Annotated in this window: 18 protein-coding genes; 14 read left to right on the forward strand and 4 right to left on the reverse strand. The window is 38.8% G+C overall.

Going from position 1 to position 23,561, the window contains the following annotated elements:
• The first annotated feature begins 95 nt into the window (after nt 1–95).
• The 8 genes from ebgR to ygjK all read left to right on the forward strand — a co-directional run bounded on the left by ebgR (nt 96) and on the right by ygjK (nt 15,106).
• Nucleotides 96–1,091: a transcriptional regulator EbgR gene (gene ebgR, locus ED622_RS00365; RefSeq protein ID WP_122032008.1), complete on the forward strand. Its 996-nt coding sequence runs from the start codon at nt 96–98 to the stop codon at nt 1,089–1,091.
• Nucleotides 1,092–1,428: 337 nt separating this feature from the next.
• Nucleotides 1,429–4,530 carry a beta-galactosidase subunit alpha gene (ebgA, locus tag ED622_RS00370; RefSeq protein WP_122032009.1) on the forward strand — a complete coding sequence of 1,034 codons (3,102 nt, stop codon included), beginning with the start codon at nt 1,429–1,431 and terminating at the stop codon, nt 4,528–4,530.
• On the forward strand, nt 4,530–4,982 hold the full coding sequence (locus tag ED622_RS00375; RefSeq protein WP_122032010.1) for a beta-galactosidase subunit beta: 453 nt from the start codon (nt 4,530–4,532) through the stop codon (nt 4,980–4,982). The genes ebgA and ED622_RS00375 overlap by 1 nt, the downstream gene beginning before the upstream one ends.
• A 92-nt stretch (nt 4,983–5,074) precedes the next feature.
• Nucleotides 5,075–6,502 carry an amino acid permease gene (locus tag ED622_RS00380; protein WP_122032011.1) on the forward strand — a complete coding sequence of 476 codons (1,428 nt, stop codon included), beginning with the start codon at nt 5,075–5,077 and terminating at the stop codon, nt 6,500–6,502.
• A gap of 161 nt (nt 6,503–6,663) precedes the next feature.
• Nucleotides 6,664–9,573 (forward strand): HD domain-containing phosphohydrolase, encoded by a 2,910-nt coding sequence (locus ED622_RS00385; protein WP_174213415.1) that lies wholly within the window; start codon nt 6,664–6,666, stop codon nt 9,571–9,573.
• 261 nt (nt 9,574–9,834) lie between these two features.
• A complete protein-coding gene (locus ED622_RS00390; RefSeq protein ID WP_122032012.1) occupies nt 9,835–11,256 on the forward strand; it encodes an amino acid permease in 1,422 nt (473 codons plus the stop codon).
• Nucleotides 11,257–11,596: 340 nt separating this feature from the next.
• Nucleotides 11,597–12,592 (forward strand): protein YgjJ, encoded by a 996-nt coding sequence (gene ygjJ, locus ED622_RS00395; protein WP_122032013.1) that lies wholly within the window; start codon nt 11,597–11,599, stop codon nt 12,590–12,592.
• Nucleotides 12,593–12,724: 132 nt separating this feature from the next.
• A complete protein-coding gene (ygjK, locus tag ED622_RS00400) occupies nt 12,725–15,106 on the forward strand; it encodes an alpha-glucosidase (RefSeq protein WP_122032014.1) in 2,382 nt (793 codons plus the stop codon).
• 91 nt (nt 15,107–15,197) lie between these two features.
• Here the strand turns inward: ygjK and ED622_RS00405 are convergent, their stop codons facing one another.
• Both ED622_RS00405 and ED622_RS00410 read right to left on the reverse strand, forming a co-directional pair.
• On the reverse strand, nt 15,198–15,593 hold the full coding sequence (locus ED622_RS00405) for a DoxX family protein (RefSeq protein WP_122032015.1): 396 nt from the start codon (nt 15,591–15,593) through the stop codon (nt 15,198–15,200).
• Between the two features lie 18 nt (nt 15,594–15,611).
• Complete coding sequence (locus ED622_RS00410; protein WP_045103675.1) at nt 15,612–16,034, reverse strand: organic hydroperoxide resistance protein; 423 nt, start codon at nt 16,032–16,034, stop codon at nt 15,612–15,614.
• Between the two features lie 144 nt (nt 16,035–16,178).
• Between ED622_RS00410 and ED622_RS00415 the strand changes: the two genes are divergently transcribed.
• Both ED622_RS00415 and ED622_RS00420 read left to right on the forward strand, forming a co-directional pair.
• A complete protein-coding gene (locus tag ED622_RS00415) occupies nt 16,179–16,646 on the forward strand; it encodes a MarR family winged helix-turn-helix transcriptional regulator (protein ID WP_122032016.1) in 468 nt (155 codons plus the stop codon).
• Nucleotides 16,647–16,759: 113 nt separating this feature from the next.
• Complete coding sequence (locus ED622_RS00420) at nt 16,760–17,428, forward strand: OmpA family protein (protein WP_122032017.1); 669 nt, start codon at nt 16,760–16,762, stop codon at nt 17,426–17,428.
• 142 nt (nt 17,429–17,570) lie between these two features.
• Here ED622_RS00420 and ED622_RS00425 read toward each other — a convergent pair whose 3' ends face one another.
• On the reverse strand, nt 17,571–17,741 hold the full coding sequence (locus ED622_RS00425; RefSeq protein WP_122032018.1) for a hypothetical protein: 171 nt from the start codon (nt 17,739–17,741) through the stop codon (nt 17,571–17,573).
• 56 nt (nt 17,742–17,797) lie between these two features.
• Between ED622_RS00425 and ED622_RS00430 the strand changes: the two genes are divergently transcribed.
• A complete protein-coding gene (locus ED622_RS00430; RefSeq protein WP_122032019.1) occupies nt 17,798–18,496 on the forward strand; it encodes a metal-dependent hydrolase in 699 nt (232 codons plus the stop codon).
• Nucleotides 18,497–18,579: 83 nt separating this feature from the next.
• Here ED622_RS00430 and ED622_RS00435 read toward each other — a convergent pair whose 3' ends face one another.
• On the reverse strand, nt 18,580–20,241 hold the full coding sequence (locus tag ED622_RS00435) for a methyl-accepting chemotaxis protein (RefSeq protein ID WP_162922407.1): 1,662 nt from the start codon (nt 20,239–20,241) through the stop codon (nt 18,580–18,582).
• Nucleotides 20,242–20,280: 39 nt separating this feature from the next.
• Between ED622_RS00435 and ED622_RS00440 the strand changes: the two genes are divergently transcribed.
• The 3 genes from ED622_RS00440 (at nt 20,281) to ED622_RS00450 (ending at nt 23,556) form a co-directional block, all read left to right on the forward strand.
• Entirely contained in the window at nt 20,281–20,862 is a 582-nt protein-coding gene (locus tag ED622_RS00440; protein WP_254052563.1) for a hypothetical protein, read from the forward strand.
• A gap of 64 nt (nt 20,863–20,926) precedes the next feature.
• Nucleotides 20,927–23,032 (forward strand): protein-disulfide reductase DsbD, encoded by a 2,106-nt coding sequence (locus ED622_RS00445; protein WP_254052585.1) that lies wholly within the window; start codon nt 20,927–20,929, stop codon nt 23,030–23,032.
• Entirely contained in the window at nt 23,032–23,556 is a 525-nt protein-coding gene (locus ED622_RS00450) for a protein disulfide oxidoreductase (protein ID WP_122032022.1), read from the forward strand. Before ED622_RS00445 ends, ED622_RS00450 begins: the two co-directional genes overlap by 1 nt.
• Nucleotides 23,557–23,561 lie beyond the last annotated feature (5 nt).

The following is a 23,561-nucleotide window of genomic DNA, read 5'->3' on the forward strand; positions in this document are numbered from 1 at the left end:
CAAGTAAAACTTTAGTAAAAATGATATTTAAGTATCAAAGTCATCATTTATTCAGTAATATACAAGAATATTAATAAATAAAGGCTGGAGGATGAATGGCAACGTTAAAGGAAATAGCCAACGAAGCTGGCGTTTCATTGGCAACGGTATCTCGTGTATTAAATGAAGATCCAACGCTAAGTGTAAAAGAAGAAACTAAGCGACGTATTTTCGAGATCGCAGAAAAGCTTGAGTACAAAACCAGCTCGACTCGTAAATTGGCCAGTGCCTTACCTCAAGTAGCAAAAGAACAATTACACTTTCTGGCTTTATATAATTATAAGCAAGAAACTGAAGTCAATGATCCTTACTACCTTGCTATTCGACACGGTATCGAGACTCAGTGTGATAAATTTGATATCACGTTGACCAATAGCTATGAAAGCAGTCTTGAGATTAAAAACCCGAATATCGATGGTATTTTACTCGTCGGTCGTCAAAGTAAAGCTCAATTAAAAGCGATTCAAAAGATCAGTAAAAACATTGTTTATATTGATTATACCGATCACGAACAAAACTTTGATTCTGTTGATATTGATCTTGCGCGTATCAGTAAAGAAGTGATTAATTACTTCATGAATCAAGGGTATCAACGCATTGGTTTTATTGGTGGTCAAGATAATATTGATTGTTCTGATATTCGTGAAGAAGTGTTTGCGGAATACGGCCAATTAAAAGGGGTAGTTTCAGAATCTGACCTTTACCGTGGTGATTTCTCAAGTTCATCAGGTTATAAACTGGCTAAAGCAATGCTAGAAACCGATCACGCAAATGCTCTGTTTATTGCTTCTGACTCCATTGCTATTGGTGTATTACGTGCTATCCATGAAAAAGGCTTACGCATTCCAGAAGATATTGCTCTAATCAGTGTTAATGACATACCAACCGCCAAGTTTACCTTCCCTTCTCTCTCTACCGTTCGTATTCATTCAGAACTGATGGGAAGCCAAGGCGTTAACTTGTTACTTGAGCGCCGTCGTGATGAACGAGTAATCCCTGTTCGTGTGTATATTCCAAGTAAATTACGCTTGCGTGATACCACTAAAAAATAACTAAAAACTCTTTTTTATTTTAATAAAAGCAGCGTTTATCTCGCTGCTTTTTTTACACCTAAATTTTAACGATTTACTCTACTCTTTTCTATTTCTGCACAATACACCATCACTTCACGATTATTTTATCTATTTATTAATCAATTAAGGTTAATGAATTGTTTCTACAACTCTTATTAACGTTACCGCGCTCACAAAGCTCAGTTCATAATGTGACCAAGTTAAAAGTAAAACAATTTACCGATTTGTTTTACTAAAACTTTAGTTAATATCTTTTACCAGAGAGTTATTAATTACCTATTTATAAGAACTATCGGCATTGTCCGGGAGGCAACACGTGAACAATTGGGAAAACTTCTTCCGCCTTAATGAAAACAGAATGGCACCGCGTGCTTACTTTTTCTCATACGATTCAGTTCAGTCTGCAAAGACATTCCAACGTGAATTAAGTAGTCACTACCAGCTATTAAGTGGCCAATGGAATTTCAACTTCTTTACTAATCCATTACTTGTACCTGACGAGTTCTACTCTGAGCACATGAGCGATTGGGGCAGCATTACCGTTCCTAACATGTGGCAAATGGAAGGTCATGGTGATCTTCAATACACAGATGAAGGCTTTCCTTTCCCTATCGATGTTCCTTTTGTACCAAGTGACAACCCTACGGGCGCTTATCAACGAACCTTCACGTTAGGCGAAACTTGGAACAACAAACAAACCATTATTAAATTTGATGGCGTAGAAACTTACTTTGAAGTGTACGTAAACGGTAACTACGTTGGTTTTAGTAAAGGCAGCCGTTTAACCGCTGAATTTGATATCTCTGAATTTGCACAACAAGGTGAAAACCTGCTTTCTGTTCGTGTAATGCAATGGGCTGATTCAACTTACATTGAAGACCAAGACATGTGGTGGACTGGCGGTATCTTCCGTGATGTTTACCTCGTTGGTAAAGAGCAAGTTCATGTTCAAGACATTACCATTCGCACTGATTTTGATGCAAATTACCAAAGTGCGACACTGTCTTGTAAAGCAGAGTTAGAAAACCTAACAAGCAACTCAGTATCTAATTATTCACTTGATTACACACTGTTTGATGGTAAGTCTGTCGTTTCTGAAGGTACTGTAAATTCACTCTCTTTTGATGCAAACCATAATGTAGACATCAAGATTGATATGGAAAACCCAACGCATTGGACGGCAGAAAACCCTTACCTATATCAATTGGTACTTACGCTTAAAGATGAAAACGGAAAAACACTAGAAATCATTCCAAACCGTGTTGGTTTCCGTGACATTAAAGTGCGCGATGGTCTGTTCTACATCAATAACAAATACGTCATGCTTCATGGTGTAAACCGCCACGATAACGATCACCTAAAAGGTCGTGCTGTGGGTATGGATCGTGTTGAGAAAGACATCGTATTAATGAAACAACACAACATCAACTCAGTACGTACTGCTCACTACCCTAATGATCCACGCTTTTATGAACTGTGTGATGTATACGGTCTGTTTGTTATGGGTGAAACCGATGTAGAAACGCACGGCTTTGCTAACGTTGGAGATTTAAGCCGAATTACCAATGATCCTGCATGGGAACACGTATTTGTAGAGCGTATTGAACGCCATATTCACGCTCAGAAAAACCACGCATCAATCATCATGTGGTCGCTAGGTAACGAATCTGGCTACGGCTGTAATATCAAATCTATGTATGATGCAGCAAAAGCAATTGATGACACTCGTCTGGTTCATTACGAAGAAGACCGTGATGCTGAAGTGGTTGATATCATCAGTACTATGTACTCTCGTGCTCAACTAATGAATGCCTTTGGTGAGCACCCTCATAATAAACCACGCATCATTTGTGAATACGCACACGCAATGGGTAACGGCCCAGGTGGATTAACTGAATACCAAAACGTGTTCTACAAACATGACTCTATTCAAGGTCATTATGTTTGGGAATGGTGTGATCACGGCATTCTTGCTAAAGATGAAAACGGTACTGAGTTCTTAAAATATGGTGGCGATTACGGCGATTATCCAAACAACTACAACTTCTGCATGGATGGTTTGGTTTACTCAGATCAAACTCCAGGACCTGGCTTAAAAGAATACAAGCAAGTTATCGCACCGGTTAAGATCCACGCTAAAGACGCAGCAAACGGCATTTTCACTGTTGATAACAAGCTGTGGTTCTCAAACCTTGATGACTACACCATTACTGCAGAGATCCGTGCTGAAGGCGAAACTCTGCAAAGCACCACATTCAAAATGGAAGGCTTAACTGAAAACTCAAGCCGTGACATTGAAATCACACTACCAGAATTGGATGGACGCGAAACATTCGTTAATTTCACAGTACGTAAAGATTCTCGCACTCTGTATAGCGAAGCGAATCACGACATTGCGATTTACCAAGTTCAATTAAAAGAAAACACAGAGCAACTTCCAGTGTTCTCTAACAGTAATGCAATCGCACTTGATATCACGGCATCTCGTTTAGATTATGTAGTGAAAGGGTTGAACTTTGCGCTTACTTTCTCAAAAGTGAACGGTAAATTAACTTCATGGTTAGTGAATGGTGAAGAGCTAATTGCAAGCTCACCTAAGTTGAATTTCTTCAAACCGATGGTGGATAACCATAAGCAAGAGCATGAAGGTCTGTGGGAGCCTGCACATCTTCAAATCATGCAAGAGCACTTCCGCTCTATCGACCTTGATGCATCAAACGGTAAAGCCACTTTCACGGTAACCAGCATTATTGCGCCACCTGTGTTTGATTTTGGTATGCGCTGTACTTACGTTTATGAAATCAATAAAGAAGGCCAGTTAAATATTCAGTTATCTGGTGAACGTTACGGTGATTACCCTCATGTTATCCCTGTGATTGGTTTGGATCTTGGCATCAATAATGAGTTTGACCAAGTTCAATACTACGGCCGAGGTCCTGAAGAGAACTACCAAGACAGCCAACAAGCAAACATGATTGATGTATACCAAACAACTGTAACTAATATGTTTGAGAACTACCCGTTCCCACAAAATAACGGCAACCGCCAGCACGTTCGTTGGGCGTCACTTGCGAATCGTCATGGTTCTGGTTTGTTTGTTAAACCTGAGCAAGAGATTAACTTCAGTGCTTGGTTCTACACTAATCAAAATATCCATGAAGCACAGCACACGATTGAGCTTGAGAAAAGTGGTTACATCACCCTAAACCTTGATCACAAACTGATGGGCTTAGGGTCTAACTCTTGGGGCTCTGAGGTGTTGGATTCATACCGTGTTTACATGGATAAATTCCAATACGCACTAACTTTGGTTCCATTCCAAAAGGGTGGCTGTTCACCAAAAACATTAGCTAATCACACATTTACCTCAAACACGACATTCACTTCAAAAACAACAGTTGAAGGCGGAGAAAAGTAATGATCATTTTAGACAACCTAGAACAATTTAAAGTGGTGTATCGCGACGGCCGTAAATGGAACCGCTGTGTTGAAGCGATTGAAAACATTAGCAACCTAAGAGACGGGATCATGTATTCCATTGGCGACTCTCTGGTGTACATGATTGAAGATGGCGTGGCTAAAAACACAGAAACCTTTGTTGGTAACCGCCGATACTTTGATATTCATTACTACCTAGAAGGCCGTGAAACAGTTGAAGTTGCGAGTAAATCTGAGCTAGAGAGCGTGCAAGCGTATTCAGATGAAACTGACCGTGAACACCTAAATGGTAATGGTCAAATACATCAACTTTGTGAAGGCCAAGTCGCAGTGTTTGATAACAGTAAAGCCTACAAATTCCATGGCGATAGTCGTGTTCGTAAAGTGGTTCTAAAAGTCACTATCGAAGATGGCTATTTCCTGAATAAATAAGTAATACCTGAAATAAAAAACTATGAGAGGGGTTGGATCTTAACCGACCAAACCCTTCCTACCCTACAATATGTGATTCATCGGAGTACCTTATGTCTACATCAACTCGTGGCACGATAGGCAAGTTCGCCTTACTGTCTATGACTTTTGCTGCAGTTTATAGCTTCAATAATATCATCAATAATAATATTGAGATCGGGCTATCCTCTGCACCAATGTTCTTCCTTGCAACCCTATTCTATTTTGTTCCATTTTGTTTAATCGTTGCCGAATTTGTATCTCTTAATAAAAATTCCGAAGCCGGTGTTTATGCATGGGTAAAAAGTTCGCTCGGTGGTCGCTGGGCATTTATTACCGCGTATACTTATTGGTTTGTTAACCTATTCTTCTTCACCTCTTTACTACCAAGAATCATTGCTTATGCGTCTTATGCTTTCTTAGGGTTCGAGTACATATTTACACCATTAACTACGGCGGTATTAAGTACCCTACTGTTTGCGGTAGCGACTCATGTATCAAACAATGGTGCGAAATTACTAGGTCCAATTACCTCTTTAACCTCATCATTAATGCTTCTGCTTACTCTGTCTTACATTTTATTATCAGGCGGCGCGTTAATTGGTGGTATTGAGCCAGCAGACCCAATCACTATTGAAGCAATGACTCCATCATTTAACTGGGCGTTCCTTGGTGTAATTACGTGGATCTTCATGGCGGCAGGTGGTGCAGAATCAGTTGCAGTTTATGTAAACGACATCAAAGGCGGTCATAAATCTTTCGTTAAAGTGATCATCATTGCAGGTATCTTTATCGGCGCACTTTACTCAGTTGGCTCGGTACTTGCGAACGTGTTCGTCTCTCGCGAAGAATTGAAATTTACGGGTGGCTCAGTACAAGTATTTGAAGGGCTAGCAAGACACTTTGGTCTATCTGAAATCTTAATGAACCGTTTTGTTGGTATCGTATCATTCACCGCGATGCTTGGTTCGCTACTAATGTGGACTGCAACTCCGGTTAAGATCTTCTTCTCTGAAATTCCAAAAGGTATTTTTGGTGAAAAAACAGTAGCACTAAACAAACAAGGTGTGCCTGAGCGTGCAGCATGGATTCAGTTCTTAATCGTTATTCCACTAATGTTTATCCCAACACTAGCGTCTGATACGGTACAAGATTTAATGAGCACCATCATTAACATGACAGCGGCTGCCTCTATGCTTCCACCACTGTTCATCATGATAGCGTACTTAAACTTACGCATAAAATTGGATCACCTAGAGCGTGACTTTAGAATGGGCTCTCGCCTTACTGGTATCAGTGTGGTTTCAATTCTGATTGGTATCTTTACGGTTGGTTTCTTTGCGTCAACCTTCCCAACAGGTGCAGATATCATGACGATTATCTTCTACAACGTCGGTGGTATTGTTATCTTCCTTGGTTATGCATGGTGGAAATACAGCAAATACGAAAAATCATTATCTAAAGAAGAACAAATTGAAGAAGCAAAACCTGCTGTTCAATAATTCATGGTTTTTTAATTAAATAAAACTAAACCGAAAAAAACCGAGAGTAGCCATACTCTCGGTTTTTTTATTTTAATTAATACTTTATCCGTTATTCGCCATCGATTTTTTCCTATTTGTAAACTACGTTTATTCTAGATAATAAAAACAATTGGTGCGTTATGATATCTCGAATAAAAAAAATAAAAGATAAACTACTATTGCCACTGCACATTCATATATCGACGTTGTTTATGGTAATGATCGTCGTCATCTGTTCGGTACAAATATACATAACCAACAAAGGCATCAATCAACTTTTACTTGAAGCTACCTCAACCATTTTTGACCGAATATCGACAGATACAAGATCTTCAATAAGAAGTGAATATAGACCCGCATTTAACGCAATAGCTAAGCTCTCCAGGAGAGATATCGTCCACGCCGAAACAGTAGAGCAACGCAACGCTTACTTTACCGAATTAGCGATGCTCTTAGATTTACATAAACATGTCTCGACGTATCGTATTTCCTTTCCAAATGGCGATTGGTTTGGCGTTGGTATATTAGGTAATTCCTTATTTAGAAAAAAACTAAACACTCCAGAGAATACTTACTATTTCTTCATCAATCATAACTCTACTATCGAAAATAAAACCACCGTTTTTTTCTACGATGATCAAGCACGTTTTATCCGTTCAGATGAACTTAATGAACATCAATATGACCCAAGAAATGAAAATTGGTTTAAGAATTCGATCAAAGAAAAAATTGTTTTATCTAAACCTCGTTACTTTCCAGGATTACAACAATTTGGTTTAACCCTTCATAAGAAAGCAGAGAATAACGTTGTTGTAAGTGCTGATATTTTAATGGAAAAACTCAGTCACGTATTAAAAAGCACGGCTATCCACCCCTCCTCTCTTAGAGTGCTTTATGATGAGAAGAACATCGTTTACGCAAGTAATTCCACCAACCTCGCTTTAATGAACAAAGAAGAAAGTAAAGTCATCAATTTGAGTGATTTACTTAACTCTGAGGTATTAAGCACAATTCAACACGTCAATTCAGACCAAAAAATTCAACAATATCAGAATAATGATGAAAATTGGTATGGGAAAATATTTTCGGTTCCAATTAACACAGAACGATCATTAAACTTATTGGTTGCGGTAAAAGAATCAGAATTATTATCTAGTGCCTATATTATTCGCCAACAGACCATTTGGTGGTCTTTCGTTATTCTTATTCTGTCGATTCCTTGTATTTATTTCATATCACAAAGAATATCAAAGCCAATCCAACAAGCCACAGAGCAAGCACGGTTAATATCCACATTTGATTTTTCATCTATCGATCACACACCAACCAAGATACTTGAAATAGCAAATCTTACCCAATCTATTTCTGGTATGAAATCAGCGATAGAAAATTACTTTAACCTAACCAATTCAATATCAAAAGAGAATAACTTTGATGAATTAATAAAGCTCATTGGCCGCAGTACTGCCAAAGCAACAAAAGCAAACGCTGCTTATCTTTATCTTATCAATGATGCAGAAACGCACATAGAGCCTCAATTTGCATGGAGAATCACCACGCAAAATGAAGACATTAGTCAATTAGAAAGCTTTGCTCTAAATGATGAAAAAATAGCAAAAACCATTGAACAGATAATGATCAAAAAGAAACCCTTTGAAAACCTGAATATTAATACATTCGACAAACAAGAACAGAATAAATTGGGTTTAGACAGTGAGCAAATATGGTCTATCACCTTCCCTTTGTTTTCTAAAGAAAAACAAACCATAGGGGCAATGATATTAGTGTTTGATGTGAAAGAGAGTGAGTACATTCGTAATACTAAGTTTCACTACTTTGAATCATTAATTAACTATACTGCCATTGCTTTAGATGGACGAAAAATGCAACAAAATCAAAAGGATTTACTCGATTCTTTTATTCAAATAATGGCAAGTACGATTGATACAAAGTCACCTTATACTGGAAACCATTGTCAGAAAGTGCCTTTATTAACCCAATGGCTTTCTCAGGTGGCGAGTGATTCTTCTACTCCACCATTTAACGATTTCAAACTGAACACCACTCAACAAGAGGAGTTAAGAATTGCTTCGTGGTTACATGATTGCGGTAAAATAACCACACCAGAATACGTCGTTGATAAAGCAACAAAATTAGAAACTATTTACAATCGAATTCATGAAATAAGAACAAGATTTGAAGTATTAAAACGTGATGTTGAAATAAAACAATGGAAGGAAGCGTTTAATAACACGCTACCTGATGAGTATAGAGAAGAATTGGAACAAGAATGGCAACGATTAGATGAAGAATTTGCTCTTATTGCGAGAGTAAATGTGGGTGATGAGTTCTTATCAGAACAAGATGTAGAAAAAGTACAGAAAATTGGTCAACAAACCTGGATACAAACCTTAGATAGTAGCCTTGGTCTTGCATGGGAAGAAAAAGCACGCCTGAATAACTCGATTAACGCCCTATTGCCTATAACGGTTACCCTGCTACAAGACAATCAATCCCATCTAATTCCGAGAGTAACTAATACCGTTCAAGATCCACGCTTTACATTACATCTACCAGAATACAAAAATAACATTGGCGAAGTCTATAATTTATCGATTCAGCGCGGTACGTTAAATAATGAAGAGCGATTTACAATAAATGATCATATTATTCAAACCATTAAAATGCTAGAAGCTCTCCCGTTTCCAAAAACGATGAAAGCTATTCCCAAAATAGCAGGTGGCCATCATGAAAAAGTCGATGGCACAGGTTACCCTATGGGACTAAAAGCAGAAGAAATGCCACTTACCGCACGAGCCATGGCTATTGCTGATATTTTTGAAGCCCTAACCAGTCACGATCGACCATATAAGAAAGCAAAAACATTAACGGAATCTTTAAAGATTATGAGTTTCATGGTTAAAGATAAACACATCGACAAAGATTTGTTTAATTTATTTTTAACCTCAGGTCTCTATCACAAATACGCAGAAGCACACTTAAAGCCAGAACAGTGCGATGACGTTGATATTCATAACTACCTAAGCTAGTCGTATTCCACTACGTTCCCTTCTTTGCACCTATAAATATGGGTGCAAAATTATTCCTTTTATTTTCCGACTGTTCACGACTCTCCCTGCTAGCATAGATCACCATCACAGTTTGCTGTTTTCTTAATCTCTATTTAATGACATATCTCACAGTAACTTTTAGTAAAACTTATTACTATAATTTTACTAAAAGTTACCTGCAATTGTTAACTAAAATAATAAACTCATAATCCAAACGCAAACACATAGGGATACATTATTATGTCTGATTCTTTACGAGGGACAATTGGCAAGTTTGCCTTACTGTCGATGACAATGGCGGCGGTATTTAACGTTCGTAACATTGTTAATAACAACATCGAGCTGGGGCTAAGTTCTGCACCCATCTTTTTATTCGCTACTTTAGTCTACTTCATCCCATTCGTATTCATTATTGCTGAATTTGTATCAGCAAACAAAAACTCAGAATCAGGTATGTACGATTGGTTAAAACAACCTCTTGGCACTAAGATGGCTTATTTAGGTTCTTTCCTTTACTGGTTTGTAAATCTATTCTGGTTCGTATCTCTACTTCCTAACGTAATTGCTTATGCTTCTTATGCAATGTTAGGTTATGAATACGCCTTCTCTCCTATTGTCACCTCAGTTATCTCTATTGTTTTATTTGCAGCTGCGACGCATATTTCAACCAAAGGTGCATCATGGCTAGGCAAAATTGCAGAGATGGTTGCTTATGGTGTTTTTGCTCTGTTTGCGGTGTATGTTATCGGCGCGCTAATGGCACTTAGTGGAGACCACACACCTGTTGAACCAATCACACTAAAAGCAATGACTCCAACCATTAACTGGGCAACGCTAGGTATTATGTGTTGGATCTTCCAAGCAGCCGGTGGTGCAGAAACTGCCGCAGCTTATTTGAAAGATGTAAAAGGCGGTCAAAAGACGTTTATTAAAGTTATCATTGCCGCAGGTATCCTAATTGGTGCTATGTATGCTGTTGGTTCTTTACTTGTAAACGTGTTTGTTGCTCGTGATTCTCTAACCTACGCTGGTGGTATGGTTGAAATCTTTACGGGTATGGCTCAATACTTCAACGTTTCTGAATCATTAGTTGGTCGCTTTGTTGGTATCGTTCTTTTCATCGCAATGTTCGGTTCTATGATGATGTGGACTGCAGCGCCAGTTAAAATTCACTTCTCTGAAATCCCTCAAGGTGTTTACGGTGAGAAAACAACAGAACTAAACGAGCACGGTGTTCCTGTTCGCGCAGCATGGTGGCAGTTTGCTTTCGTAGTTGTGATGCTAGTTGTAAATGGCTTTGGCTCTGAATCTGTACAAGACATGATGAATACAGCAATTAACTTAACAGCTGGTACGGCAATGCTACCACCGATCTTCATTATGGTTGCTTACTTTGTTTTCCGCTTGAAGCATGATGATACTCCTCGCGATTTCCGTATGGGCTCGCGTAAAGTAGGCATGGGTGTGGTATCGGTACTTATCACTATCTTTGTGGTAAGTATGACAGCATCGGCTTTCCCAACGGGTGTTGATTTAGTCCAAGCCTTCTTCATCAATGTATTTATGACAATGGTATTCTCTGCTCTTGCATACTGGTGGATCTCTCGCTTTGAAAAGAAGCAAGAAAAAGCAGCTGAACTAAAAACAGCATCGGCAAAATAAGTAGAAATCAAATTAGCATTTAGTTTCTCTAAATAAGACAAAGGCACTGATACCCCCAGTGCCTTTTTTGTCTCTAAAATTACGTTGAGAATAAGATTACTTATCTCAATTCCTTTCTAAAAAACACGTGTAAATTAGAACTTTTTATAAGTAAAACTTTAGGTAAATATAGGTAAAAATCGTTTTCTCTCGCTCACACTTATCTCTTACACCCCTACTCTAGCCTCTAATTTCTAGCTATCCTTTTCTTATTGATAAGTTACTCCGTAGATACCTAGTTTCGGTTCTTTCCTATCAAACAATAACAATAATTTTTCTATTACAGTGAGAAACTCTAATTATGAAACCTACTTTTGCAAAGCTGTCATTACTTTCAACTCTACTTTTAGCAGCTAATGTTCACGCTATTGAAACCGACTTTTACGGAGAAATGGGAATTGGTGGTCGCACCTTCTTTGATGGTGATGATAAAGGCCGTTATAGCGATGGTACTTATATTGAAGGAGGCCTTGCTATTGAAGAAGGCAACTGGTTTGGTCTAATTTACGGCGAAGGCTGGACAGTACAAGCCGATGACGAAGGCAATGCTTGGGCTACTGGCCACGGTTGGGGAGGCTTTGAAGGAGGCATTAACCGATTTTATGCTGGTTATAGAACCGATGCAGGAACGGAATTTATTGCTGGTCGTATTGACTCTTCTTTAGATGATATTCAATGGTGGGGAGATGCAACACCAGAAAATGGTTACACCTTACCTAACACACGAGATGTAAATGTAGGCATTAAGATCCGTAATGAAGTTGGGGGACTTCGTTACAGTGTTTCTGCTGCTCCTGAGTCTGATTTCTCTGAAGATGATGCGTTAGTTAACTTTGGTAAATATGATGAATACGCAAATAAATACAGCTATGCCGCCTTTGTAAATGGTTATGTTCAGTATGATATTGCCGAAAATTTAACGTTGCTTGGTGGTGCTGAATTTACCGATGGCGATGGTGAGATGTACTTAATTGGAGCAGAATACAAAACCTTAGCCGCTCGAGTTTGGCATCATACCGATAAAGGTAATGACATTAGTGAAGGTACAGAAACCGGCATCATGACGAGTGCTTATTATGAAGTGACTAAGGGCGTTTACCTTTCTGCTGCATATAACTATGCCAACACTAAGCTTGATACAGCCGAAGATGAAACGACCTCTTACATCAATGGTGGTGTTTGGTATGAATACGCCGATGGTAAATTTGCTACCGCGATTGATACTAAGTTTTTCATGAACAATGACACGACAGATTCAGCCAACGAAATATTTATCATGCAGTACTATTACTGGTAACTACATCACACTCTTCCTGAACTCAGCTTCATTAAATGAGACTGAGTTCACGGACAACTGTTCTCTTTATCAATAATATCCATTAAGTTAAATTTACTAAACCTTTACTAAATCAATTATAAGAATTTAATTATGAATTTAAAAATTTCTGCACTTGCTGTTGCTACTGCCCTTTTTGCTGTGGGCTGCGCACAAACATCACCTACAGACCTTAGCTCTACTGAGCTTAAAGCTGCACAATTTAAAGACGTGATTGATCGCACTGGTTCTCCTGAATATATGCGTGATTACGATTTTGATGATCACCAACGTTTTAACCCATTCTTTGACATGGGCTCTTGGCACGGTCATCTACTACCAGACAATGATGATGGTATGGGTGGTTTTCCTGGAACGGCTCTACTTACCGAAGAATACATTAATTTCATGGCAAACAATTTCGATCGCCTAAGTGTATTTAAAGATGGCAAGAAAGTTGAATTTACTATGGAAGCGTACAGCCTTCCTGGTGCATTAGTACAAGTATTAAGCTCTGATGGCGTAAAAGTAGAAATGACACTGCGCTTTGCAACAAACCGCACTTCTTTAGTTGAAACTAAAATCACAACCAACTCACCTGTTGAGCTTGTTTGGGATGGTGAGCTGATCGAAGGAAATCACGCAAAAGAAGAAAAATCTCAATCAGATAAAACCATTGCTGAAGCATACCCTGATTATGATCGTCAAATTGAAGCAACAGATGATGGCCTAAAAGTCACTTTTGGTGAGGTTCGTGCTACTTGGTCTCTATTAACATCAGGCGACTCTGAGTACCAAGTTCATAAATCTATTCCTACGACAACTACCGTTGATGGCTTAAGCTTTACCTCTAAAGCAAGCATTGAGCACTCCACCACAATTTATACTACGTATTCTCATGTATTAACTGCTGAAGAAAACCAAGTAGAACAAGCTAAAATCACCGACATTCTAGCAAATCCGAATCAATATTTAGTTGCGACTGAAAAACGTTGGGAAGAATACCTTGATAAAGGCTTAACCAACCCAAATGCAACTCCTGAACAAGAGCGCGTTGCAGTAAAAGCAATGGAAACGCTTAATGGTAACTGGCGCGGTGCTGCGGGTGCAATGGAGTTTGACTCTGTAACACCATCTGTAACCGCTCGTTGGTTCTCAGGTAACCAAACATGGCCTTGGGATACGTGGAAACAAGCGTATGCAATGGCACACTTCAACCCAGAAGTAGCTAAAGATAATATTCGCGCTATGTTTGCGTATCAAATTCAAGCAGATGATACCGTTCGTCCTTGGGATGCTGGTTTTATTCCTGATTTATTAGCCTACAACACAAGCCCTGAACGTGGCGGTGACGGTGGTAACTGGAATGAGCGAAACACAAAACCAAGTCTTGCTGCATGGGCAGTAATGGAAGTGTACAAAACCACTGAAGATAAATCGTGGTTAGAAGAAATGTACCCTAAATTAGTTGCTTATCATGATTGGTGGTTACGTAATCGTGATAACAATGGTAACGGTGTTCCTGAGTATGGCGCTTCACGCGATAAAGCACACAATACAAACAATGGCGATATGCTGTTTACGGTTGAGCGTGGTGATAAGAAAGAAGAACTTGCTGGCCTAGATAAATACCAAGAGATCATAAAATCTGGTAACTATGACCACATTGAGATCCCTGCACAAACGGCAGCGTCTTGGGAGTCTGGCCGTGATGATGCCGCAGCCTTTGGTTTTATCGATAAAGATCAATTAGACGCTTATGTTGCAAATGGTGGTAAACGCTCGGATTGGGAAGTTAAATTCGCACAAAACCGAGATAAAGATGGCACGCTTTTAGGCTATTCTTTGCTACAAGAGTCTGTTGACCAAGCAAGCTACATGTTCAGCGACAACCAATATCTAGCTCAAATGGCTGATATTCTAGGTAAAGATGCTGATGCAAAAGAGTTCCGCGAAAAAGCCGATAAGCTATCAAGTTACATCAACACTTGTATGTTTGATGAAGGTACTGGCTTCTTCTACGATATCCGTATTGAAGACAAACCATTAGCAAACGGCTGTGCGGGTAAGCCAATTGTTGAACGTGGCAAAGGCCCTGAAGGTTGGTCACCACTCTTCAATAAAGCGGCAACCCAAGCAAATGCTGACGCTGTTGTTAAAGTAATGAAGGATACCTCTGAATTCAATACTTACATTCCATTAGGTACGGCCGCACTATCTAGCCCTGCATTTGGTCCTGATATCTATTGGCGCGGACGTGTTTGGGTTGACCAATTCTACTTTGGCCTAAAAGGCATGGAAAGCTACGGCTACCGTGACGATGCGGTTGAAATGGCAGGTGCATTCTTTGATCACGCTGATGGTCTAGTTGGTGACGGTCCTATCCGTGAAAACTACAACCCACTAACTGGCGATCAGCAAGGTGCACCAAACTTCTCTTGGAGTTCAGCTCACCTTTACATGCTTTATAATGATTTCTTCACTGCTGAAAAGTAAGAACATAAAGGCTAACAAATAAAATAAAGGGATATGATTAACGTCATATCCCTTTTTTACTCTTTCGATTTAAAAATGTTTTGTATCGTTATTACGATTTGGCTTTTTCTTTGCAACACTCAGGCATTGCGTGGCCTGAAAGTACCAATAAACCAGCAAAAATACCCAAGTTCTTAATGAAATTCTGCATCTCATGTGCGCCTTCCAATCCTGAATAATTCCAGAAATCATGCAACGACACATTAATAACCAACACTAACCCTGCCAATAACAGAGCAACTATCCATGTAAATCGATTTGCTATTAGTAAAACGGCAGCACCAATTTGGAAGATACCCGCAAGCCCCAATAGGACAGGGACGAATGGCATGTCATGCTTTTCCATTAATTGAATATGTATATCCCACGACACAAATTTCATAATACCTGGAATTAAGAAATACAATGCCAGAAGTACACGACCTACGGTTAGTAATAGAGTATTCATTTAATCAATCCCTATGGATTAAAGTACAGCACCATTCACTGATAATTTCACATCAATATTGCCTTTCACTGCATTTGAGTATGGGCAAACTTGGTGTGCTGTTTTCACTAATTGTTGAGCTTGTTCTTCATCTAATTCTAACGTCACTGCTAAAGCAACGGTTAATGCAAAACCGCCAGTTGCATTTGGACCAATACCCACTTCAGCCGATACTGGTGCTTGAGTCAGTTTGATTTTCATCTCACGAGCCACGTGTAGAATTGCATTTGAGAAACACGCCGAATAACCTGCTGCAAACAGTTGCTCAGGGTTCGTTGCTTCGCCTGTGCCACCCATCTCTTTTGGATAGCTTAAAGCAAGATCAAGCATGTTATCGTCAGTTGTTACTTGGCCATTACGTCCTGCTGAAGCCGTTGCTGTTGTTGTATATAACGTTGTCATAATGATGTCCTTTTTTTCAGAATACGAATTAGTTGAATTGATGGCAATTAAATTGCGCACAATTGATTTTCGTTAAGTATAAGTCGATTTAAAGGTAAAAAACAAGTATATTGTGCGCAATCTAGTTTTATTTTTGGTGTGAATATGAATAAGAACCTTGAACCACCTACTCAAGAAGAGAGTGATTCCCCTCAACTATTGCTTAAAAATCAAGTTTGTTTTTCTCTTTATAGTGCCTCAAACGCAATGATCAGAGCTTACCGCCCGCTACTAAACGAACTGGACCTTACTTATTCTCAGTACTTAGCAATGATGGTTATTTGGGAAAGCAATGGCATCAATGTAAAAGAGTTAGGTCAAGAACTGCACCTAGACTCAGGAACCTTAACGCCTTTATTAAAACGCCTAGAAGTAAAAGAGATCATTACTCGTCAACGTAGTACTAAAGATGAGCGTATTCGACAAGTTTTTCTCACAACTAAAGGCTTTCAATTAAAGGAGCAAGCACTCTCTGTCCCTAATGCTATATTTTGTAAAAGCCAGCTAGAAATAGAAGAATTACGACAATTGAAACAAACCTGTGAAAAATTATTAGCGAATCTACAGCAATAAATCAGTCTTTGCCTTTATTAGGCATTTCTATCAATAAAGATCTTTTTAAAGCATTGATTTTTGATTTTCGATGAGTACACTGCCGGCACAGATGTATATTATTAGAGAATAAAATGAAAAAAATCACAATTGCGCTTGCTCTTCTTATTGGTTTAACTGGTTGTCAGGCGACTCAACGCCAAAATGCAACCACTGGTGAAACAGAGACTAACTCTGCAACAAAAGGCGCTCTTGCTGGTGCGCTTGCTGGTGTAGCTATCGGTCTAGCAACTGGTGATAACGCAAAAGAGCGTCGTAAGAATGCACTTATCGGTGCAGCAGCAGGTGGTGCTGTTGGTGGTGGTGCTGGTTACTACTTCGATCAACAAGAAGCCGCTTTACGTAACGAACTAAAAAGCTCTGGTGTTCAAGTTGAACGTGTTGGTGATAATGAACTTAAATTAGTTATGGATAACGGTATTGGTTTTCAGTCTAGTTCTTACCAATTAGATTCAAGTATTTACAACACGCTTAATGGGGTTGCTCGTATTTTAGTTGAGTATCCTGATACTGCACTTCAAATTGATGGACACACTGACAGCTCTGGTAACGCGACTAAAAACCAAACCTTGTCTGAGCAACGTGCTGATTCTGTGCGTACTTACCTAATCAAACAAAAAGTAGCGGCTGGACGTGTTCATGCCCGTGGCTACGGTGAGCGCTACCCTGTTTGTGATAACTCAACATCACAAGGTCGTGCGTGTAACCGTCGTGTAGAAATCACTATTTTACCGCTTAAATAATCATCGATAATAAAATTCACCGATAATTAACTGTATATAAACACAGTTAATTATTGGCTTTCAGTATTGACTGTTATAGAATAAAAAATCCCCCTTGATGCTAGCATCAAGGGGGATTTTTTATTTTAGACAAACAGCTTAATTATTGAACTGCGTCTTCTATTTTATCTACCACAAGATCTTTACCATCAACGATGGTTTCTTGTACTTTCTCAAAGGCATCCGAATCCATAACATTTTGAACTTCATCGCCATAGTTCATACCAATGTAGATCCCTAACGCGATGAACAGTAATGCAAATATTTTAAACATAATCACTTATCTCAATAATTCAGCCTTCATTTTACAAAAGAATTCTTAGAAAACCTATGGCAAATTTCAGTACTCATTTAAATGTTGCCGCATTGGCATCCGGTGTGACTTCCGCCGCCCTATTGTCAGCGAATCACATCGAACTTAATACCGCATTATGGTTATGGTTTTTAGGCACTATTGGTGGCCTATTGCCGGATATCGACTCTGATAACTCGACCTCTTTAGACATTATATTTAATCTATTTACTATTTGTATCGTACTATTAAGTATCCGTTATTTTACTAGTGATGCCATTGATGAAAGACAGTTTTTACTTCTCATTGGTTTACCTGTTGTGATTCACCTGTTTATGAAATTCGGCATACGTAATGTATTTGAATGGCAGACTATCCATCGTGGTATCTGCCACTCTTTATTATTTCTTTTATTTTGTGGGCTACTTACGACTAATATTACGTGTTTTATTCTTAGTGATGACGTTAAAAGCTGGGATCATATTGCTTGGCTTTCTGGTGCATTTGTTTTCGCAGGTGGGATAGTTCATTTACTTTTAGATGAGATCTACAGTGTGGATTTAGCGAACGTTCGTATCAAGCGCTCATTCGGCTCAGCCTTAAAACTAACCGATTTTTCTAATCTACCTTTATCTGCTGTATTTATTATTGCTAGCGGCATACTATTTTGGTTTGCTCCACCAATTGAATCAACAATCAGTGCATTGAGTGATTGGCGCTTCTTTAAGCTGTGGTAGCGACGAATTGATACGTTACGAGAAACAAAAAAGCACAAGAATCTTTCAATTCTTGTGCTTTAATTAGCTCATTAATCTCTATATTACACAGTAAAACGCTCAACTAATTCAGACAGTTCATTAGCTTTCTGATTCAGCAAGACGCCACCAGCGCGGTTTTGGCTTGCTAATTCAGCCGACTCAGAACTTTGATCAGATACAGAAACAATACGCTCTGAGATCTCTTGGCCTACAATACTTTGCTCTTGAGTAGCCGTTGCAATTAGCGAGTTCATTTCCATAATCGTATTTACAGACGCTAAGATTTGACCAAGTGATTCAGAAGCAGCTACCGCTTTATTTACTGTTAATGTACTAAAGTTCTTACTGGCTGCCATAACTTGAACCGCTGAATCAGAGCCTGATTTTAATGCTTCAATACGTTGGTGGATCTGTGCTGTACTCTCTTGAGTCCGACTTGCCAGTTTACGTACTTCGTCGGCAACAACGGCAAAACCACGCCCTTGTTCACCCGCCCTTGCCGCTTCAATCGCCGCATTTAAAGCAAGTAAGTTAGTTTGCTCTGCAATATCTTGAATTACCGACAACGTACTTGCGATATTTTGCACATCACCTTCAAGCTTAGAAATTACATTGCTTGCTTCATCAAGCTCTGCTGCCAATGTTTTTACTGATTCTGAGGCTTCGTTAACGGTACGCATAGCGACTTGAGCATTGTTATCTGCATCTTGAGCTGAACTTGCCGCTTGCTCTGCATTTGAAGAGATCTCATGAGATGAAGTGGTTAACTCCGTCATCGCTGTCGCAATTTGTTCTGTCTCTGAACGTTGATTAGTAACAACCGCATTCACTTGAGCAGAGCGCTCTGACATATTTGAAGTTTCAGCCAATACATCACGACTAACATGCGATACATTCGTGATGATCTCATGCAGCGATTTAACAAATAAATTAAAATTCGTACTCAATTGATCGAATTCAGGAACGGTAAAATGTGGCATACGTGCCGTTAAATCTGCATCACCAGAAGCAAAAGATTTAATCGATTCATCAAACTTTTGAATCGGCGCCATAATGCTTCTATTAATCAAAGAACCAATAAATGCAACAATAACAACAATCACTAATGTAAACATAACAATAACTTGCATACTTTTAGCTAACTGTTGATCACTCAAGGCTTTCATATCATTAATGACAGCATCAACATCATCAGTATAGAAACCAGTACCCACAATTAGATCCCACTTTGAAAAGTAAACACTATAAGCCAATTTTGGTAATGCCACTGTTTCATTTAACTTAGGGTAATAATACGTAGAGTAACCAGAAGAATTTTTGGCTGCCGTAATAATATCTTGAATCAAATAGTTACCTCTTTTGTCTTTCATATTCCACATATTATTACCAACATCATTGGTATTTCCTTGCAAAATACGAACACCGTTAGAAGTAAAGCCAAATAAATAACCTGTATCTGCAAATTGTACTGGCTTTAGTGACTCTAACACTTCTTCTTTAGTCTTATCTTGTTCCGCAAAATGCTTTAATTCTGAAGATACAATATCCAAGTAAGATTTCAGCTCGACTCGCTTCATTTTCATCATCTGCGAACGTGTCATATCCATTTGAGCTTGGTTTAGTGCACTGGCTTCTTTATAGGTCATCGCCATTATCAACAATGATGTTAATACAATCGGCAGAATCGCAAGTAGGTACAATCTTGCTTTTATTGATAGGTTCATTTTATTCTCTCTGAGGATCAAGTTACGTCTTGAATTAATATGTTTACTAAAAATGTAATTATTATTATTTCCTACGACACATCAATTTCTATGCCAATTATTCATAAAAACATCACTACTATTTATTTTTCCTTACATTTAAAGAGCCGATTCACAGATAAATCTGCATTGACCTTTTTACTTTTATCAATAGAATATGGGAAATACCTATCACTTGAAAATAAGCTGACTTCTTTGAGATTTTCATTATTACAATACAAGCGCCAAAGTACCGCTTCGTGGTCACTATTGTTAGTGTGTATTGTGCTATTTGTCTGTTTTTCTCAAAATCTTGGTTTATCGACAGCTTGTCCTTTATCTCCTCAAACTGACAATGTAGGACAAATCCATAATTTCAATTTAGAACAAGAACAGAATGGTGATGCTTCACAATGCAGTAGCAGTGAACAATTAGTCAATGCTCACACCATTCATCTAGATTTTGCTATCCCCATGTTTATCTTAGCCCTTCTTATTCTTGCGGCGATCCTTAAACAAGCTGGATCAACTTACTTTTTTACAGAACCGACCACCTCTTATGGTGTTCGGCGACATCTGGCGTTTTGCACCTTCCAAGAATAATCACACCGTAAGTACTTATATCTTTATTTAATATAATTATTTTCGGAGTAAAACCGTGTTTACAATTAAACAAATTAAAGTCATCGCTCGATTTCGTTCTGCGGTGCTATTGGCATCAGCGTTGCTGTTGTCCGCTTTTTCTTTATCTGCTACAGAGCAATCAATATCTACAGGTTGGTTAACTCATCCTGATCATCCACCAGCACAAGTTCGTTTTATGCTGACTGGTGAAGTAGATAAATCAAATAATAAAGCACAAGGTTTATTAGAGGTAAAACTCGATGATGAGTGGAAAACCTATTGGCGATCACCAGGTGAAGGAGGCGTATCTCCTGTTCTTGATTTGAGCCAATCTCAAAACCTATCTAATCTAGAATGGTTTTGGCCAACCCCTGCTTTTTATGAGCAATCAGGGTTAATGACCCTTGGCTATAAACATAATGTTGTTTTTCCAATGGAATTAACGTTTGAAGATATCAATCAACCGTTGCACTTTTCAGGAAAATTAACCCTGCCAACATGTACTAATATCTGTGTTCTTACTGATTACGATTTAGAGCTATCTCCAATCGAGCTTAATAAGCTAGAAATCGAAGCAAGCGCTCAGCACTTATTTCAGCAAGGATTAGCTTCTGTTCCAAAACAAAGTGATTCAACAACGCTAATTAGTGCTTCATTTGATGCTTTATCACAAAAACTGCAAGTTCAACTGAATCATGATGCAGGCTGGGCAACCCCTCAAATTCTGATTGATGGCCCAGAAATAACTGATGATTACTTCTCTCAACCGGTAGTGGAGGTTGATGGCAGTTTAGTCACCGCAACCTATAACGTTACGAATTGGTTAGGTGATACTGATTTAGTTGGTAAAACAATTTCAATTACTGCCTCTGATGAGTTATTTGCTCACGAATTAACAGCAATTGTCGATGCAAAACCACTAACCCAAAGCGCAGATACAAGCATTATTACCATGATAGCTTTTGCTTTTTTAGGCGGCTTAATTCTTAATATCATGCCATGTGTATTACCCGTTTTAGGCATGAAACTCAACAGCATGGTTGCTTCATCAGCGTCAAGTAAACGATCTATTCGCTTGCAGTTTTTTGCTTCTGCCGCGGGGATCTTAACCTCTTTCTGGTTACTTGCATCTGGTTTGCTTATTTTAAAATTTACAGGCAGTGCCATTGGTTGGGGGATCCAGTTCCAAAGCCCTATATTCATTGGCTTTATGGTTATCATTACCGCCTTGTTTACCGCTAATTTATTTGACATATTCGAGATCCAATTACCAAGCCGCTTCTCAACCTCTATTGCGAGTAAAGGTAATAACACAACACTTGGACACTTCGTTCAAGGTATGTTTGCAACACTACTTTCAACTCCATGTAGTGCGCCTTTTTTAGGTACCGCGGTTGCTTTTGCATTAGGTGCTAATGTTTTTGAGATGTGGGTGATATTTACTTCGTTAGGGCTTGGAATGGCTCTTCCTTGGTTGCTGTTCGCTTTATTTCCGGGACTCATTTCATTTATGCCAAAGCCTGGAATGTGGATGAACAAGGTCAAAATTATTTTTGGTTTGATGATGCTAGTAACAACGTTATGGTTACTTAGCTTACTTTCTCCCTTTCTCGGTAGCGCTACTATTTGGATTGTTACTGCATTACTAATTATTTTCTTATTATATAAAGTAGGTAAAAAACACGGCAAGAATACCGTTATTGCTATCTTAGCTATTATCGTTTTCTCTAGTAGCGCATTACTGATTATTGGCAGTATGACCACAAAGCATTGGGTAACCCCTATTGTCGACGATATCCCTTGGCAATCTTTAGAACAACACTCTATAAATGAATATGTAGCTCAAGGGAAAACAGTCTTTGTCGATGTTACCGCAGATTGGTGCATTACCTGTAAAGCCAACAAGATAGGTGTAATTTTACAAGATCCTGTCTATTCAACACTGCATCAAGAAAACGTTATTGCTATGAAAGGAGACTGGACTCACCCAAGTGAAAAAGTGACCAATTACCTAAAAAGTCATCAACGTTTTGGGGTTCCACTTAATGTTGTTTATGGGCCGAATGCACCGCGAGGGTTACCTTTACCTGTTATTTTAACAAGTAACGATGTTATTCAAGCAATTGAATATGCAGGGAGAACAAACTAATGACGGCAAAGAAGATAGCTACAGGGAAAAAACAAAAGGCCATTCACTGGCTTAAGGAAATCATAAAATTCACGGTCTTTATAACACTGTTTTCTGTTGCCGTAGATTATTGGCGAAGCCAAGATATGCCATCAGAAATCCCACCTAAACTGTCCATTAACACTATAGACGGAGAATGGGTTGATATTACAAAAATGAGCTATAAAGAACCTGTTCTAGTTTATTTTTGGGCGACTTGGTGTCCAGTTTGCACCATGGTGAGCCCTAGTGTGAGCTGGTTAGCTAACGACCATCAAGTCGTTTCTGTTGCGATTACCTCTGGGGATAATAACCGCTTAGCTCAGTATATGAATTACAAAGATTACGATTTCCCTGTTATTAATGATTCTACGGGAAATATTGGCCGAGAATGGGGAGTTACGGCAACCCCATCTATAGTCATCGTTAAAAACGGTGAAATATCTTCTATCACAACTGGCGTAACGACCCCTATTGGTCTGTGGTTACGTTTATTTTTTGCTTAAGGTTA

This window comes from Aliivibrio sp. EL58 (genome assembly GCF_900312675.1).
Classification (GTDB): domain Bacteria; phylum Pseudomonadota; class Gammaproteobacteria; order Enterobacterales; family Vibrionaceae; genus Aliivibrio.